Raw genomic sequence first — 17,270 nt, 5'->3', positions numbered from 1 at the left:
CGGATTGTGACTACGGGCGGCGGTGGGTTGTCAAGGCGGGAAAGATGCCTTGACAACCCACCGCCGCCCGTGTTTTCGGCTTCGTATCGGGGCGCAGGGCGGGGGCTGGCTGCCCGGCTTGAGTTGGGTTCGCGCGTGCGGCTTGGGTGGTGGGGGAAGCTGTGAAGGGAACCTTCACGGAATGTGGGGGGCTGTGAAGGGAACCATGAGGGAATCAGATTCCGTGATGGTTCCCTTCACGGAATGTGGGCGGGGCGGTGGGTGGGCGGCCGCGGGTTTGTGGGCGGAGTGGTTCAGTGGGTCAGTTGCCTGTGCTGCCCGGCGGTTGGGCGGCCTGCCGCCAGGGCGGCTTGCGCTGCCGGAGCGGCCTGCGCCGCCGGAGCGGCCTGCGCCGCCGGAGCAGCTTGCGCTGCGTAGCGGGCTGCGCCGTCTGGTGGCTTGCGTGTCGGCGGTCTGGTGGCCCGGGAAGCCGCGTCCGGGGTGGTCCTCCTTGTCTGGGCGGGGTGTCGGGCCGGGGCGGTCGCGTGCAGCCGAGCCGGGAGCGGGGTCAGGGGTGGGCGTCCAGGTATTGCGGATCCGGTGGTGGGATCGGGACGTCCGGCTGGTCGGCCAGTAAACTCGTCATTGCGTGGAAGTACGGCGGTGCGGCGACTGTGCCGCCGAATGCGCCGTGGCCGCAGGTGCCCAGGTGGACTGGGGTGCCTGGGCAGATTTCCTCCGGGTGGGGGCCGTCGGCGAAGACCATGGACGAGACGGCGTAGTGGTCGACTCCGCCGACGAATGCCACTGATTCGCTTTCCTGTGTGGTGCCCGTCTTGCCGATGTCCGGGTGGGTCCAGCCGGCGGCGTGGGCGGCGGTCGCCGAGGTGCCGGTGGTGGTGTCTTGGCTCAGGCCTGCTTCCAGGGTGTTCGCGACGCCCGGTGGGATTACCTGTTCGCACGCCTGCTGGTGCAACGCTACCGGGTTTCCGTGGCGGTCGGTCACCGACAGGATCGGGGTCGGCGGGCACCAGGTGCCGCCGCTCATCAGGGTTGCCGTCACGTTCGCCATTTCCAGTGGGCTCACCGGGCTGTTGCCAAGGGTGAACGACAGCAGGTTCTGGAAATACTGCGACTGCGGCTCGTTGTACTGCGGGTTTTTCGACCGCGGATCGGCCGGGTCGGTGATCGGTCTGGTGCCTGCGTCGTTGGTTGCCATTGTGGTGCGCAGGCCCAGTTTCCGGGCCATGTCCAGGACCGCCGGCATGCCTACTTGCGATTCGAGGCCCACGAAAGCGACGTTCGGCGACGTTGCCAGCCCGCTCGCCAGCGAGATCGGGTCGGGGTAGCCCGCGCCGTCGTTGCTCACCGGGTAGCAATGCGTGTACTGGTTCGCGTTCGGCGGGGTGAAGCAGGTGCTGAACGGGTTCGGCAGGGGTGTGTTCAGCCCTGCCTTGCCGGTGACCATCGCGGCCGCCGAGGTGAAGATCTTGAACGACGAGCCTGCGCCGAACTTGTTGCTCGCGTCCGCCACGATGTTCGAGGACGTTTCGCCCTGTGCCGGATCGGTGCCGTAGTTGCGGTTCGACACCATTGCGAGGACCTGGTGCCCGTCGCTGCCCGGCTGGATCACCGCGAAGGTGTTGGCGACCCCGTCCTGTGTGGTCGGGACGTTCGCGTCGACCGCGTCCTTCGTCACCTGGCTCACGCGTGGGTCGAGCGTCGTCTTCACCGTGTACCCGCCGGTGTCGATCTGGTCTGCGGTGAGGCCGGACTGTTCGAGGTAATGCACCGCGTACGCGCAGAAGAATCCGGCGTCCGGTGCCGCGCCCATGCACGTGCTCGGCGGCGCTTGCGGGCGGGTGCCGGTGACGCCGAGGGGCGTCGCTTTCGCGGTGGTTGCGTAGGAAGCCGGGATCGAGCGGGCGGACACCATCGCGTCGATCACCAGATTGCGCCGTTGGAGCGCCTTGTCCGGATGCGTGTACGGGTTGTAGACGTTGGGGTTGTTCACCATTCCGGCCAGCAACGCGGCCTGCGGTACGGTCAATTTGTCCGCTGTCGTCCCGAAATACGCTTGCGCGGCGGCGCCGACGCCGTACACCGTGCCGCTGAATTCCACCACGTTCAGGTAATCCGCGAGGATTTCGTCCTTCGGCACCGTCTGGTTCAGCTGCACCGCCATCTTCGCCTCGCGCAGCTTGCGGGCCAGCGAATCCTCCTGATCCCGTTGCTGTGCCGTCTTGTCGTTGCGGTCGACGACGTTCACCAGGTAATTCTTGACATATTGCTGCGTGATCGTGGACGCGCCCTGCAGGTTCCCGCCCGAGCTGTCGTGCACGGCCGCCCGCAGCATGCCCTGCGGATCGACGCCGCCTTCGGAGTAGAACCGCCGGTCTTCGATGTCGACGATCGCGGCCTTCATCGTGGCGGCGATCTGCGCCGGGGTGACCGGAATCCGGTCCTGTGCGTACAAAGTCGCGATCGTCCCGCCGTTCCGGTCCGTCACCGTGGTGACGAGCGGCGGTTCCGCGCGCACGAGATCGGCCGAGATCGCGTCCACCGAAGTGCTGATCCGGTTGGACAGCACCCCGGCACCGATCGCCGCCGGCGCCAGCGTTCCGGCGACGAGTATTCCGGCCAGCACACACAAACCCAGGAACGGGGCGATCCCCTTGCGACGAGCCACGGTACCCACGTTAGGCCGGTCCGGGCAGGAATGTGCGGCGCGGGCGGGGGTGTGTCATCGGGCGGCCTTCCGGGCGGTGCGGTCACGATCGCTGATGCGGTCGCACTTACCCAGACGCCGAGATCCGCGAAAAGGTTCTCCGGAGGCCGATCAATTTTCCGCGCGGCGTGTCGGCCGGACCGCGCAACGGCTGAGCGACCATTCACCGGGAGCCTCCCGGTTCATCCCCGTTCGAGCAGGAGCGCGATCCCCAGCGCGGCCATCGTCACCGCGATCAGCGCGTCCAGTGCGCGCCAAGCGGCCGGTCGCGCGAAGACCCCGGAAAGCCGGCGCGCACCAAGGCCGAGCGCGCTGAACCAGACCGCGCTCGCGACGATTGCGCCGATGCCGAACAGCCAGCGTCCGTCGCCGTGTCCGGCCGCGACGGAACCGACCAGCAGCACGGTGTCGAGATATACGTGCGGGTTGAGCCAGGTGAGCGCGAGGCAGGTGAGCAGGGTGCGGCGACGAGACGTCAGGGCGTCCGGCGAGACTGTGAGTGCGGCTGGGCGGAATACCCGGTATGCGGCGAGAATCCCGTATGCCACCAGGAAGATCCCGCCGACGATCCGGATCACCCCGATCGCCGACGGCCAGTTGTGCAGCACCACGCCGATCCCGCTCACCCCCGCCGCGATGAGGACCGCGTCGGACAGCGTGCACACGAGGATCACCGGCAGCACGACGCCGCCGCGCAGCCCTTGCCGGAGGACGAACGCGTTCTGCGCGCCGATGGCGACGATGAGGGACAGGCCGGTGCCGAATCCGGCGGTCAGCGGAGCGAACACGATCCCGACGCTACGGCTGCGGCGGTACTTAACTCCAGGTAAAGATTCTGATCTAAGATAAGCAACTGTGATGTCCGACCTTCCGCTCGACCAGGTCCGCACGTTGCTCGCGGTCGTGGACGAGCAGTCGTTCGACCGGGCCGCGGCGGTGCTGCACGTGACGCCGCCCGCGGTGAGCCAGCGCGTGAAGGCGCTCGAACAGCGGATCGGGCGGGTGCTCGTGCTGCGGTCGAAACCCGTGCGGCTCACCGAATCCGGCGAGGTCCTCGTGCGGTTCGCCCGCCAGCTGACCCGGCTCGAAGCCGACACCCGGGCCGCGCTGGGCGGGCCGGGCGGCGCGACCACGCTGCCCATCGCGGTCAACGCCGACTCGCTGGCCACCTGGTTCCTGTCCGCGCTCGAAGCCGTACCCGCCGAGCCGCCGATCTCCTTCGACCTGCGCAGCGACGACCAGGATCACACCGCCGTGCTGTTGCGCGAGGGTCTCGTGATGGCCGCGGTCACGGCAACGCCGCAGCCGGTGCAGGGCTGCACGGTGACCCGCCTCGGCTCGATGCGCTACCGCGCCGTGGCGTCCCCGGAGTTCGCCGCGCGCTGGCTCGACGGCGGTTCGCTGGCCGAGCGCCTGCCCGCCGCGCCGGCTGTGCTGTTCGACCGCAAAGACGACCTGCAGGACCGTTTCTTGCGCCGCCTGACCCGACGTCGGCTGCCGAGCCCGGTCCGGCATTACGTACCAGCGTCAGTGTCCTTTGTGGACGCCGTGGCGGCCGGGCTGGCGTGGGGCATGGTGCCGGAGCTGCAGCTGCGTGGCCGTGACCTGGTTGACCTCGCCCCGGACCGGCCTGCGGACGTCGCGTTGTATTGGCAGCAGTGGAAGCTCGAGTCACCGCCGCTGGCTGCGGTGGCCGAGGCGGTCCGGAAGGCGGCTGGGCGGGCGTTGGACCCGGCGAAACGGCAGACACGAACGGGCCGCGCCGGGCATGCTGTGCGCGCGGCTGCGGAGGGGAAGGAAGGCCGGTGACGCGGGCATGCTGTGCGCGGACCAGCGCCGGGGTGCGAGGAACACCGTGACGGAACCGGCCCGCACCAGGCATGCTGTGCGCGGACCTGCTGAGGGGAAGGAACGCCCGTGACGGAACCGGCCGCTGCCGAGGCCATCGACCGGCTGTGCGACGACTGGAGGATGAGCGAGGCGGAGGACCTGGGCCGCAAGGCGGTGCAGGACTGCCCGGACGATCCGGAGCGCTGGATCGCGCTCGGGAAGGCTCAGCTCCACTTGTACCACCGCGAGGAGGCCCTCGAGTCCTTCGAGCGGGCCGTGCGGTGTCCCGATGCGCCGCCGGAAGCGGTGGCGTGGCAGGTCGCCGCGCTGAGCCGGTTGCGGCGGTTCGCCGCGGCGGAGGAGGTGGCAGCGGACCGCCCGGAGGCCGAAATCCTCCATGCTCGCGCGCGGGTGTACTGCGACCAGCAGGACTGGGCCGGCGCGCTGCCGTTCTTCGAGCAGGCGCTGGCGGCCGATCCGGGGCATGTCCGGGCGGGCCGCTGGCGGGTGATGACGCTGGCGTCGCTGCGGCGGTTCGACGAGGCGGTGGCAGCGGCACAGGAGCTGATCGACCGGTATCCCGGCAGCCCCGATCCGCTGGTCACGATGGGCTGGATCGAGGACGAACGGGACTGCTGCGCGGAGTCTCTCGGCTGGTTCGAGCGGGCGCTGGAGGTCGATCCGCGCAGCGAATGGGCGTTGCGGCTCAAGGTGGGGGCGCTGCGCCGGCTCGAACAGTTCGACGAGGCCGAAGCCGCCGGCCGGGCCGCGATCGCGCTGCGGCCACGGGAACCGCGGCTGCTGGTGGCGCTGGGCTGGGTGGAGGACGACCGGGATCGCGAGGAGGAGTCCCTCGCCTGGTACGAGCAGGCGCTGGCGATCGAGCCCCAGTACGGCCGGGCGCTCGAATGGCGGCTGAGCGCACTGCGGCAGCTGGAGCGTTACGACGAGGCCGAGACGGCCTTGCAGGCGGCGCTCGAACTCCGTCCGGACGATGCCGATCTCCTGCTGCAAGGAGGTTGGCTCGCCGAGTGCCGGGAGCAGTTCGAGGAAGCCGCAGACTGGTTCGGGCGAGTGCAGGCGCTCGAACCGTGGAACGAGTTCGCCGCCCGGGCCCGCGTGCGGGTGCTCCACGAGCTGAAGCGGTTCGACGAGGCGGCGAGGGCCGTGCAGGAAGCCGTGGAGCGTTTCCCGGACGACGCGGCCTTCCTGGTGCAGGCCGCAAAGGTGGCTGAGGACCGGTCCCGGTTCGAGGAGGCGCTGAGCTGGTACGAGCGCGCGCTGGGCGTTGATCCCGAAGACACCGACGCGCAGCTGGGCCGCCTGTTCGTGCTTCGCGTGCTGCGGCGGTTCGAGACGGCCGAGAAGGCGGCGCGGGAGGTCGCGGAGCGGAGCCCGGACAACGCGAGCTGCTGGGTCGTCATGGGCTGGATCGAGGCGGATCAGGACCGCTATGAAGCGGCGCTGACCTGGTACGACCGGGCGCTGGACCTCGACCCGGAGCACCGGATCGCGCTGCGGTCGAAGGCGTTGGCCCTGCGCCTGCTGCGCCGCTACGCCGACGCCGAAGCAGTGGCCCAAAGCGATCCCGAAGACCCGGATCTGCTGGTGCAGCTGGGCTGGATCCACGACGCACGATACGAGTACGAGCAGGCACTGGAGACGTTCCGGAAGGCCGCGGACGTCGACCCGGAGCACGCCTGGGCGTGGCGGTCGCGCGTGGCGATGCTGGCCTCCCTGCGCCGGTTCGCCGAGGCCGAGGAGGTCTTCGAAGAAGGACTCCGGCACTGCCCCGACGACGTCGACCTGCTGGTGCACTGGTCCTGGCTGGAAGGCGACCGCAACCGGCTCGAGTCGGCTCTTCGCTGGTGCGCGCGGGCGCTGGACGTCGACCCGGGATACGCCAGCGCGCTGGGGGAGCGGGTCGCGATCCTGCGTCGGCTGCGACGGTTCGACGAGGCGGAAGCGGCGGCAGCCGAAGCCATCGGACGGCGTCCGGACGACCCGGGCCTTCTCGTGCAGCAGGGCTGGCTGCGCTTCGACCGGCAGCGCCTCGACGACGCGCTGGACAGCTTCGCCCGGGCGCTCGCGCTCGATCCGGCGTACGAATGGGCGTTGCGCTCCCAGTCGGTCACGTTCTTCCGGCTGCGCCGGTTCGACGAGGCCAAGGCCGCCAACCAGGCGATCCTCGACCGGCAGCCGGACAACGTGCTCGCGTTCATGAACATGGCGTCGCTGCACAGCGTCTGGGTCGGGCCGGAGGCCGGGCTGCAGTGGTACGAGCGCGTGCTGGAGGTGGAGCCGCGGCATGCCGGTGCGCTGGAATGGCGGGTCACCATGCTGCGGCGGCTGCGCCGGTTCGATGAGGCCCGCGCCGCACTGAAGGAAGCGCTCGCGCTGCACCCGGACGCCCCGGACCTGCTGGTGGAGCGGGCTTGGCTCGAAGGCGACGAGGACCGTTTCGAGGACGCGCTGGCGACCCTCCGCCAAGTCCTCGAAGCCGACCCGCTGCACGAATCCGCGCTGGTGGGCCAGGTGACCGCGCTGGGCGAGCTCGACCGGTACGACGAGGCCGAGGCCGCGGCGAAAGAGGCGATCCGGCGGCGGCCGGACGAGCCGGACCTGCTCGTCGAACTCGGCCTGCTCCACGACGAGCAGCTGCAGTACGAGGAAAGCCTGACCTGGTTCGAGAAAGCGCTCCGGATCGATCCGGCGGACGTCAGCGCGATCAACGGGCGATCGGCGGCGCTGCGGTCGCTGCGGCGGTTCGACGAGGCCGAGCGCGGGGTCGTCGCAGCGCTCGGCCGGATGCCGTGGAACCGGGCGCTGCGCCGGGAACTCGTCTGGATCCACCACGACAGCCGACGGCTCGACGAAGCCGATCAGGAGCTCGTCCGCCTCGAAGACGGCAACCGGAATCCCGGAGAGGAAGCCGAAACCGCCGCGCAGGCGGGCTGGGTCCGGTTCGCCGCAGGCGATTACCCGGCGGCCGAGGAGCGGTTCCGCACGGCGTGCGAGAAGGAACCGGACAGCGTCGACCACCGGTTCGGCCTGGCCTGGTGCCTCGTCCGGCAGGCGACGCCGCGGGGCCGGGACGAGGCCGAGCAGCTGTGTTTTTCCGTGCTGGAACAGCAACCCCGGCACCATGCGGCGCACACCTGCCTCGGCGTCCTCGGCTACCAGCGCAGGCAGTTCGCCCAAGCGGAACAGCATTTCCGCCGCGCGGTCGAACTGGACCGGCATCACGCGAGCTACGTCGACCTCGGCGCGCTGTACTCCCAGCTCGGCCGGTTCGAGGAAGCGGAGGAGCACCTCACCGCGGCGCTGGCCCGCGACTGGTACGACGCGCAGGCGCACGTCGAGCTCGGGTATCTCCATCTGCAGCGCGCGATCGACGATCCGGCGAGCGAACCCGGGGCCGGTGCCGTCCGGCATTTCCGGCAGGCCCGGCAGATCGACCCGGCCAACGGGAGCGCCAGCCTCGGGCTCGCGGTGGCGCTCACGCGGTCGGCGGGGGATTTCGTCGAGGGCGAAGACGTGTTACAGCAAGCGTTGCGCCGCAACGACTGTGACCTGCCGCGCTGGCAATTGCTGGTGGCAGTGGCCAAATTGCTGATCGAGCGCGGCGACGCCACGCAGGGCAGGCAGTTCCACGCGGACGCGCTCGCGCACGCGCAGGAGGCGATTTCCCTTGCCTCGAACGAAGCCGAGCCGTACTTCGTGGCAGCAGTCGCGCGGTACAAGCTGGCCGAGTCCGCCGGTGACTTCCCCGCGAAGCCTGCGCAACGTCGTAAGGCGATCCGCGACCTGCGCCGGTGCGTGAAGATCGACCCGGGCAACGTCGAAGCGCAGCGCAGCCTGCAGATCATGGAGGAGAGCCTGCGGATCACCCGCAGCAGCACCGCGGGCAGTGTCGTGGTGGTGGTCGTGGGGATCGCCGCGCTGGCGGCGTTGTGGACCGCGTTCTTCTTGTCCGACAAGGTAAGCGGCGTGATGCTGACGACGCTCACGCCGGTCCTCGTCGGGCTCGTGGTCCTCGGGCTGGTGCTGCCGTTCCTGATCCGGCTGAAGCTCCCCGGCGGCGTCGAGGCCGACCTCAGCGCGAGCATCCGGCAGATCTCGTCCGGTCCGACCGGCGAGGAGACCTTCGGCCCCGGCCGGTTCAGCGTTACCGCCGCGGCGGTCAGCCCGGGGCCGCAGGGGCAGCTGGCGAGGCTGTAGCTCAGGACTGGATCAGGACTGCGGCAGCGGCCACAAATCGTCGTTCAGCAGGCGTTTCACGATCTTTCCGGTGGCATTGCGGGGGAGTTCCGGGACGAAGTACACGTCGCGTGGCACGGCGAAGCGCGCGAGGCGCTGGTGGATGTAGTGCCGCACGTCGTCGGCGTGCATGCGGGCTCCGCGGCGGAGCACGACGTACGCCGCGAGCCGCTGGCCGAACTCGTCGTCCGGGACGCCGACCACCGCGGCGTCCGAAACCCCGGGCAGTGCGGCCAGCGCCTCCTCCACCGGACGCGGGAACACGTTTTCGCCGCCGGACACGATCATCTCGTCCGCCCGCCCGGTGACGAACAGCCGTCCCGACGCGTCCTGGTACCCGACGTCGCCGGTCGCCATCAGGTCGTGTGCACGCGGCACGCTGGACCCGTTGGTGTAGCCGTCGAACAGCATGTCGTTGCCCACGAAGATCTGGCCCTCGTCGCCGGGCGGGACCGGGCGGCGGTCGTCGTCGAGGATCGCGATCCGGGTGCCGGGCGGGCAGCGGCCCGCGGTGGTCGGCGCCGCCCGCAGGTCCACCGGGTCGGCGATGCTCGCCCAGGAAACCTCGGTGGAGCCGTAGAAGTTGTAGAGGACGTCGCCGAACACGTCCATGAACGACGTCACGAACGCACCCGGCATCGCCGACCCGCTGCTGGCCACGATCCGCAGCGACGACAGGTCGTACCTGCTGCGCACGCGCTCGGGCAGGTCGAGGATCCGCTGCAGCATGATGGGTACCGCGAACAACGCGTCACAGCGGTGCTCGGCGATCATCCGCAGCGTCTGCTCGGCGTCGAAACGGCGGATCAGCGACAGTTCCGCCCGCAACGCCATGCCGAGCTGCATCGCGGCCAGGCCCCAGCTGTGGAACAGCGGTGCGGCCACGGCGATTTTGTCCCGTGCCCGCAACGGAATCCGGGACAGGATGGTCGCGGACGTGCTCACGCCCTTCGGGGTCGGACGGCGCGCGCCTTTCGGGGCGCCGGTGGTGCCGGAGGTGAGCACGACGATCCGGCCCTCGCGCTCGGCCGGTTTCGGCCGCGTGCCCGGCGCGTCGTGGATCAGCTCGTCGATCGTCCGGTACCCCTGCTCGGCGTCGTCCCACATGCTCACGCGCGGGAAATCCCCTGGCACGGAAGCGATGATCGGGGCGAACTCGTCGTCGGCCAGTACCGCGGCAGGCGCGTGCTCGGTGAGCACCTCCTCGACGGCGGCGGGGGAGAGGCCGGTGTTGAGCAGGACGACGTCGGCGCCGAGCTTGCTGCAGCCCACGAACGCTTCGACCATCGCCGCGTGGTTACGGCACATCAGCGCGACCCGCGCGCCGGGCCGTACGCCGAGCGCAGCCAGCGCGTTCGCCAGTTGGTTGCTGCGCTCGTCGATCTCGCCGAAGGTGCGGCTGTTGCGCTCGTCGTGCACGGCGACGTCGTCGGCTCCGCGTGCGGCCGCGGCGAGGTAGCCGCCGGCCAGCGTCGCACCCCATTGAGCGAAAGAACTGAGCTGCCGCACCACTTTGTCCGGCCGTCCGGCGGCGAGCACCCCCGCGCGGACCAGCGTGTTGGCCGTGCGCAGGGCGGTTGCGCGCTCGTGTTCCGGCGGGTCACCCGGGAGCGCCGACAGTTGCTGGTCGATCCGCTTGGCGAGCTGCCGGAGCAGGCCGCGCACCGTGCTGCGCGAGAGCAGTGCGGAATGCCCGGGCGGCAGCGACGGAAGCATCATCCGCAGCACGATTTCCGTGCTGCCGCGGCCTTCCGGGCGCAGCTCGACCGACACCCAGGTGCGCTCGTCCGGCAGCCCGCACCAGACCACGTGCTCGCCAGGGCGCCACACCGCGGTGTGGACGATGCCCTCGGCCAGCGTTTCCCGGTCAGGCGCGAGCCGGACCAGGCAGTGCGGGCCGCGGCCGCGCTCGGCCGCCCGCGTGATCTCGCACCAGCTGACGGCGGGCACGAACCGGGAGTACAGCTCCGGCGTGCCGACGATCTGCCACACCTGCTCGGGCCGATGCCCGATGACCGCACTCGCCTCGACCACATCGTCTCGCATCGCGATCCGCCTCGCCGCAGCACGCGTGTGGGCTCCCCGGTCCTTTCCGGACGCGTGTCAGGTGGCGGGCACGCTACCAGTTGCCGAGGGTCCGGGATACTCCGAACGGCGCAAAATCCAACATGGTGGGAATTTTCTCCCGGCCCGGTGCGGAGGCGGACGGGCGAGGTCCGGCAGCGCGGACATAATGGGCGGGTGGAGCAACTGGTCGAGGAGTACGGGCCGCGCTGGGACCCGGGTCCGTACGAACGGGGCACCGACGGACCGCGCGTGATCCTGGTCGGCGCGGACACTTCGCCGACCGGTTTGCGCGCGACGGCGTACGCCGGAGGTCTCGCCCGGCGGCAGCGTGCCCGGCTGGTGGTGGTGTACGTGGCCGCGCCGACGGTGTGGACCGGCCTCGCCGCGGCTGCGGTGGTCGACGTGCAGCAGCAGACTTTCGAGGAAGAAATCGAACAGCTGCGGGCCGAACTGCGGGACCGCGCAGCCGACCTGCAGGTGCCGGTCACTTTCGCGGTACGCCGTGGCGAAACGTTTCCCGAGCTGCGCCAGGCCGCGCTCGACGAGAACGCGGACCTGGTCGTGGTCGGCGCGTCCGAGCAGGGCGGGCACCGGCTCGTCGGGTCGGTCGGCAACCGCCTCGTGCGGGCCGCGACCTGGCCGGTGGTGGTCGTGCCCTGAGCGGCCCGATCCGGGGGCGGACGGGCATCGGCCCCGGCGCGGAGGTTGACCCCGGACGCCCGCTTGGTGATCGTCGCCGTGGCAGTCATCCCGGCCGGACGGAGTCATGGTGGACGAGCTTCTCGAAGCAGCGGAGACGCTGGCGGCCGTTGCGGGTGCGCACGCGGCGGAGACGGAACGCCTGCGGGCGCTGGCACCTGCGGTCGAGGCGGCGGCGCGGGCGTCCGGGCTGCTGCGGACCGGGTTGCCGCGGCGGCTCGGCGGCACGGAACCTCCGCCCGCGGCCGCATTGCGGGCGGCCGAGCGGGTCGCCGAGGCGGACGCGTCCGCCGGATGGTGCGTGTCGATCGCGGCGACCAGCAGCTTGAACAGTGCCTACGTATCGCCCGAGGGCGGGGCGGAGGTGTACGGCGATCCGGACGCCGTCGCCGTGGGGGTCTGGGCGCAGCGCGGCACGATGACCGAGGCCGGCGGCGGGGTCACGGTCACCGGCCGCTGGCCGTTCTGCAGCGGGGTTTCGAACGCCGACTGGATCTTCCTCGGCGGGTTTCTCGGCGGCAAACCGGTGGTCGTCGCGGTGCGGACGGCCGAACTGGAGATCCTGGGCAACTGGCGGACGTCGGGCCTTTGCGGGACCGGCAGCCACGACACCACGGCGGACGACGTCTTCGTCCCGCAGCGCCGGGTGTTCTCCCTGCTGGACGGTCCGCCCGCGGATGCCGGGCCACTACATCGGTTCCCGGTCTTCGGGTTCTTCGCGGCGTCGATCGCGGCGGCAGCGCTCGGCAATGCGCGCGGGGCGATCACCGAACTGATCGAGCTGGCCGGTACCAAGCAGCCGTCGGGGTCGAGCCGGTTGCTCGCGGAGCGCTCGGCGACGCATTCCGCGGTTGCCGAAGCCGAGGCGTCGCTGCGGGCGGCGCGGGAGTTCTACTACCGGGCGATCGACGACGCGTGGCAGGCGGCGCAGGAATCGGCCGAGATTCCCCAGCGGGTCAAGGTCGATCTGCGGCTGGCGAGTACGTATGCGGCGCAGGTATCGGCGAATGTCGCGCGATCGATGTACGACCTCGGCGGTGGCACCGCGATCTTCGACGATTCACCGCTGCAGCGCCGGTTCCGCGACGCGCACACCGTGACTGCGCACCACCAGGTCGGCACCGCGATGTACGGGCTGACCGGCCGCCTGCTGCTCGGCCGGCCCACGAAAACCGAACTGCTCTGACCAGGGCTAAGGTGCCTGGGTGGGCGATGTCGTCGAGGAGTTGCGCGCGGCCGGATGCGTGTTCGCCGAGGACGAGGCGCGGCTGCTCACCGCCGCAGCGTCCGGGGACGAGCTCCGCGCCATGGTCGCGCGGCGGGTCGCGGGGGAGCCGCTGGAGTACGTGCTCGGCTGGGCGGAGTTCGCCGGGCGGCGGTACGTCGTCGCGCCCGGGGTGTTCGTTCCGCGGCATCGCACCGAGCTGCTCGTGCGGCTCGCCGCCGGGTTCGCCCACGGTGAATCCGTGGTGCTCGACCTGTGTTGCGGCTCGGGCGCGCTCGGTGCCACCGTCGCCGCGGAGGTACCCGGGATCGAGCTGCACGCAACCGATATCGAGCCCGCTGCGGTGCGCTGCGCACGGCAGAACGTGCCCGGTGCGGTGTACGAAGGCGATCTCTACGCTCCGCTCCCGCCGCGGCTGCGCGGCCACGTCGACGTGCTGATCGCGAATGTCCCGTATGTGCCCACCGGCGAAGTCGCCCTCATGCCGCCCGAGGCACGCGACCACGAACCCCGCGTGGCACTCGACGGCGGGTCCGATGGTCTGGACGTGCTGCGCCGCGTCGTCGCCGAGGCACCGGCCTGGCTCGCGCCCGGGGGACACGTCCTGTTCGAGGCGGGTGGACGGCAGGCTCCGGCCGCCGCAGCCGAGGTCCGCCGGGCCGGTCTGGCCGCGTCGATCGAGCACGACGACGACCTGGGTGCGACAGTCGTGGTCGGCGATCGGTTTTAGCCCGCTTTCCGTACTGCGTCCGGACGGCCGGGACGTCTAGGGTCGAGGCATGAAGGTCGGCCTGCTCACCCGGGAGTACCCGCCGGACGTCTACGGGGGAGCGGGGGTGCACGTCGAATTCCTCGCGCGGGAGCTGCGGTCGCTGGTCGACCTCGACGTGCACTGCTGGGGCCCCGACCGTCCGGACGGCGCGCACGGGCACCGCGACGCACACGGGTACGCCCAGCCTGCGTTCGCCACCATGGACATCGCGGTCTCGATGGCCGACGCCCTCGCCGGGCACGACCTCGCGCACAGCCACACGTGGTACGCCAACCTCGGCGGGCACCTCGCGAAACTCGCGCACGGCATCCCGCACGTGATCACCGCGCATTCGCTCGAACCGCTGCGGCCGTGGAAGGCCGAACAGCTCGGCGGCGGCTACCGTGTCTCGTCCTGGATCGAGCGTGACGCGTACCTGGCCGCCGACGCGATCATCGCGGTCAGCTCCGGAATGCGCCGCGACGTCCTCGCCGCGTACCCGGAGGTCGACCCGGCGCGCGTGCACGTGGTGCGCAACGGCATCGACACCGAGCTCTACCGTCCCGACCCGGGCACGGACGTCCTCGCGAAGCACGGCATCGACCCGGACCGGCCGTATGCGCTGTTCGTCGGGCGGATCACGCGGCAGAAAGGCGTGCCGCATCTCGTGCGGGCCGGGGCCGCGCTCGACGAGGACGTGCAGCTCGTGCTCTGTGCCGGCGGCGCCGACACACCGGAGCTGGACGCGGAGTTCCGCGGGCTGGTCGCGCAGCTGCAGGAGAAGCGGTCCGGCGTCCACTGGATCCCAGAGATGCTGCCGCGGCCGGAGGTCGTGCAGCTGCTGACGCATGCGCTGGTGTTCGTGTGCCCGTCGGTCTACGAACCGCTCGGGATCGTGAACCTCGAGGCGATGGCGTGCGGGACCGCGGTGGTGGCCAGCGACGTCGGCGGCATCCCGGAGGTGGTGGCCGACGGCGAAACGGGGGTGCTGGTGCACTACGACGAAACCGAGCCCGGCGCGTTCGAAGCCGGGCTCGCGCGCGGGATCAACGACCTGGCCGCCGATCGGGCCCGCGCCACCCGGCTGGGTCTGGCCGGACGGGACCGGGCAGTGGGAGAGTTCGGCTGGGCCGCGATCGCCGCCGCGACGGTCGGGGTCTACGAGGCTTGCGGGAGGACACCGTGATCGACGGCTCCGACGTACTGGGCATCGTCCTCGCCGGCGGCGAGGGCAAACGGCTCATGCCGCTCACCACCGACCGCGCGAAACCCGCGGTCCCGTTCGGTGGCGTGCACCGGCTGATCGATTTCGTGCTGTCGAATCTCGTGCACGGCGGAATCCGCCGGATCTGCGTGCTGACGCAGTACAAATCGCATTCCCTGGATCGGCACATCTCCACGACGTGGCGGCTGTCGTCGCTGACCGGCGAGTACGTCACGCCGGTACCCGCACAGCAGCGCCTCGGCCCGCGCTGGTTCCAGGGCAGCGCGGACGCGATCCACCAGAGCCTCAACCTCGTGCACGACGAATCGCCCGCCTACATCGCGGTGTTCGGCGCGGACAACATCTACCGGATGGACCCGAGGCAGATGATCGACGCGCACATCGCCTCCGGCGCAGGCGTGACGGTCGCCGGAATCCGGGTACCCAGGTCGGAGGCCGGCTCGTTCGGCGTGATCCGCACCGCCGACGGGTCGAAGATCGACGCATTCCTGGAAAAGCCCGACGACCCGCCGGGTCTGCCGGACTCGCCGGACGAATCGTACGTGTCGATGGGCAACTACGTCTTCACGACGCAGGTCATGATCGACGCTCTGCGCGCGGACTCGAAGAATGCCGGGTCCAAACACGACATGGGCCGTGACATCATCCCGGCGCTGGTGGAGAAGTCGGAGGCGGCGGTTTACGACTTCACGGGCAACGTCGTCCCCGGCGAAACGGAACGAGACCACGGCTACTGGCGCGATGTAGGGACGATCGACAGTTACTACGACGCGCACACGGACTTGATTTCGACGTCCCCGATCTTCAACCTGTACAACCGAAAGTGGCCGATCCTGGCCCATCCCGGCCAGCGCGCCGCCGCAAAGTTCGTTGAAGGCGGAACGGCAACCCAGTCGATCGTCAGCAACGGCTGCATCATTTCCGGTGCGCAGGTAGTGGATTCGGTATTGTCCCCGGATGTATTGGTGGACAACGGCGCAGTGGTACAAGGCTCGGTTCTGCTGGACGGCGCCCGAGTCGGCCGCGGCGCAGTCGTACGCCGAGCAATCCTGGACAAGAACGTAGTTGTCCCCCCAGGTGCACACATCGGCGTCGACCTGGCCCGCGACCGCGGCCACTACCACGTGAGCGATTTCGGGATTGTCGTACTGGGAAAGGGCGAAACCGCCATCTAGCCGATGTCCGTGAAGGGAACCATCACGGAATCTGATTCCCTCATGGTTCCCTTCACGGACTTCTCCGCCACCCCGCCAAGAGCACCAACGGCACGGGCAAGAACCTCGGCAGGCGAAGGTTGCGCCGCCATCTCCTCCCGAACCTCGGCCGCAGCAGCACGAAAACCCGGCTCCTCGATCAACCGCCGAACCGAAGTCCGCACAGTGGTGACATCCAAAGTGGCCGGATCGTGACTCAGCCCCACCCCTCGCTGAACAACCCTCTCCGCCGACATCGGATTGTCCGCAAACGAAGGCAGCACCAACTGCGGCACCCCGTAAAACAACGGCGCCGCCGTAGACCCGGACCCGCCATGATGAACAATCGCCGCGCAGCCAGGCAGAAACACCGACAACGGCAAATACCCCACCGACCGCACATTCCCCGGCAGTTCCCCGAGCTCACTCAGGTCCGCGGTACCAGCCGCCAGCACCACCTCGACGTCCATCCCGCCAAGCGCCTCCAGCACCACCTTCAGACTGCTGACCCCGGACATCGCCGGCACCACGGTCCCCAACGTCACCGCGACCCGCGGCCGTTCCGATCGCCGCAACGCCCACTCCGGAACAACAGCACCCCCGTTGAACGGCACGAACTGCATCGGCCACCAAGGCATCCCATCGCGCTCGTCGGCATGGTCCTGCCCCGCGGACATCCCACCCATGCTCGGCGCCCGCGGATCAATCCGCGCGACCACCTCCGGCCGCGCGTCCCCCAGCCCGAGCTTCTTCCGCATCACCGTGGCAATCTCGTTGTCACCGAAGTCGTAATGCTCCGCCCGCCAATCGACATCCCGGGTCGACCACGAGATCCGGTTCCCCACCTCCAGCCCGGGAACCCCGAGCCCGGCCGCGGCGAGCATCCCGGCCCCGTGATCGGAGGTGTACCCGATCAGGTCGGCACCGAACGCCCGGCCCGCCTCGATCGTCCCCTCGGTCATCGTCGCCGTGAACAGACCGAACGGACCAGGGGTGCGCCGGGCCAGCCGGTACTCCTCCGGCTGACCGGCGTCGTCGGCCGTTTCGTCCGTCACCGTCGCGAGCAGATCCGTCCACACATCACGACTGGGAAACACGTCGCAGACCGGCAGACCGGCCCGCGCCCCCACGTCGGTCATTTCGGACGTGGTGGCGAGCAGGACGTCGTGCCCGGCGGCGCGGGCGGCCCAGACCAGCGGAATCAGGGGGAGGGTGAGCCCGTACCCGGGCGCCGTGGCGAACAAGATCTTCACGCCGCCGACCCTGCCAGAAACGGTACCGCGGGCGCATCCGGATAATCGGTAACGAGCGGG

General features: G+C 70.2%; 11 protein-coding genes. 7 read left to right on the top strand and 4 right to left on the bottom strand.

The genetic code is table 11. The annotated features are described in order from the left end of the window. Nucleotides 1-547: 547 nt before the first annotated feature. Together OO71_RS11410 and OO71_RS11405 are read right to left on the bottom strand one after the other, a co-directional pair. Nucleotides 548-2,677: a transglycosylase domain-containing protein gene (locus tag OO71_RS11410; RefSeq protein ID WP_211260489.1), complete on the bottom strand. Its 2,130-nt coding sequence runs from the start codon at nt 2,675-2,677 to the stop codon at nt 548-550. Nucleotides 2,678-2,889: 212 nt separating this feature from the next. Then, a complete protein-coding gene (locus OO71_RS11405; protein ID WP_425388666.1) occupies nt 2,890-3,498 on the bottom strand; it encodes a LysE/ArgO family amino acid transporter in 609 nt (202 codons plus the stop codon). A 67-nt stretch (nt 3,499-3,565) separates the two neighbouring features. Here OO71_RS11405 and OO71_RS11400 point away from each other — a divergent pair, with 67 nt between their 5' ends. Both OO71_RS11400 and OO71_RS11395 read left to right on the top strand, forming a co-directional pair. Beyond that, on the top strand, nt 3,566-4,516 hold the full coding sequence (locus OO71_RS11400; RefSeq protein ID WP_245633639.1) for a LysR family transcriptional regulator ArgP: 951 nt from the start codon (nt 3,566-3,568) through the stop codon (nt 4,514-4,516). Nucleotides 4,517-4,624: 108 nt separating this feature from the next. Then, nucleotides 4,625-8,758 carry a tetratricopeptide repeat protein gene (locus OO71_RS11395; protein WP_033289647.1) on the top strand — a complete coding sequence of 1,378 codons (4,134 nt, stop codon included), beginning with the start codon at nt 4,625-4,627 and terminating at the stop codon, nt 8,756-8,758. Between the two features lie 12 nt (nt 8,759-8,770). Here OO71_RS11395 and OO71_RS11390 read toward each other — a convergent pair whose 3' ends face one another. Continuing rightward, entirely contained in the window at nt 8,771-10,843 is a 2,073-nt protein-coding gene (locus OO71_RS11390; protein WP_033289646.1) for an AMP-binding protein, read from the bottom strand. A gap of 195 nt (nt 10,844-11,038) precedes the next feature. Here OO71_RS11390 and OO71_RS11385 point away from each other — a divergent pair, with 195 nt between their 5' ends. The 5 genes from OO71_RS11385 to glgC all read left to right on the top strand — a co-directional run bounded on the left by OO71_RS11385 (nt 11,039) and on the right by glgC (nt 15,939). Then, on the top strand, nt 11,039-11,524 hold the full coding sequence (locus OO71_RS11385) for a universal stress protein (protein ID WP_033289645.1): 486 nt from the start codon (nt 11,039-11,041) through the stop codon (nt 11,522-11,524). Between the two features lie 109 nt (nt 11,525-11,633). After that, a complete protein-coding gene (locus tag OO71_RS11380; protein WP_245633638.1) occupies nt 11,634-12,749 on the top strand; it encodes an acyl-CoA dehydrogenase family protein in 1,116 nt (371 codons plus the stop codon). Nucleotides 12,750-12,768: 19 nt separating this feature from the next. Next, nucleotides 12,769-13,518 carry a putative protein N(5)-glutamine methyltransferase gene (locus OO71_RS11375; protein WP_033289643.1) on the top strand — a complete coding sequence of 250 codons (750 nt, stop codon included), beginning with the start codon at nt 12,769-12,771 and terminating at the stop codon, nt 13,516-13,518. Between the two features lie 49 nt (nt 13,519-13,567). Next, nucleotides 13,568-14,725, top strand: a complete 1,158-nt coding sequence (glgA, locus tag OO71_RS11370) for a glycogen synthase (RefSeq protein ID WP_033289642.1) — start codon at nt 13,568-13,570, stop codon at nt 14,723-14,725. Next, entirely contained in the window at nt 14,722-15,939 is a 1,218-nt protein-coding gene (glgC, locus tag OO71_RS11365) for a glucose-1-phosphate adenylyltransferase (RefSeq protein ID WP_033289641.1), read from the top strand. The genes glgA and glgC overlap by 4 nt, the downstream gene beginning before the upstream one ends. On the opposite strand, the gene OO71_RS11360 is transcribed toward glgC, so the two are convergent. Further along, a complete protein-coding gene (locus OO71_RS11360; protein ID WP_169776522.1) occupies nt 15,936-17,210 on the bottom strand; it encodes a glycosyltransferase in 1,275 nt (424 codons plus the stop codon). The genes glgC and OO71_RS11360 overlap by 4 nt on opposite strands. Nucleotides 17,211-17,270: the final 60 nt, after the last annotated feature.

It is taken from the genome of Amycolatopsis jejuensis (assembly GCF_000717335.1).
Taxonomy (GTDB): Bacteria; Actinomycetota; Actinomycetes; order Mycobacteriales; family Pseudonocardiaceae; genus Amycolatopsis; species Amycolatopsis jejuensis.
The sequence above is the reverse complement of the archived record's forward strand: the minus strand, read 5'-3'. Positions and strand labels throughout refer to the sequence as shown.

Bases quoted from the DNA above. Each gene is read 5' to 3' on its own strand.
- glgA (WP_033289642.1), top strand. From the start codon at position 13,568: ATGAAGGTCGGCCTGCTCACCCGGGAGTACCCGCCGGACGTCTACGGG.
- OO71_RS11390 (WP_033289646.1), bottom strand. From the start codon at position 10,843: ATGCGAGACGATGTGGTCGAGGCGAGTGCGGTCATCGGGCATCGGCCC.
- OO71_RS11400 (WP_245633639.1), top strand. From the start codon at position 3,566: ATGTCCGACCTTCCGCTCGACCAGGTCCGCACGTTGCTCGCGGTCGTG.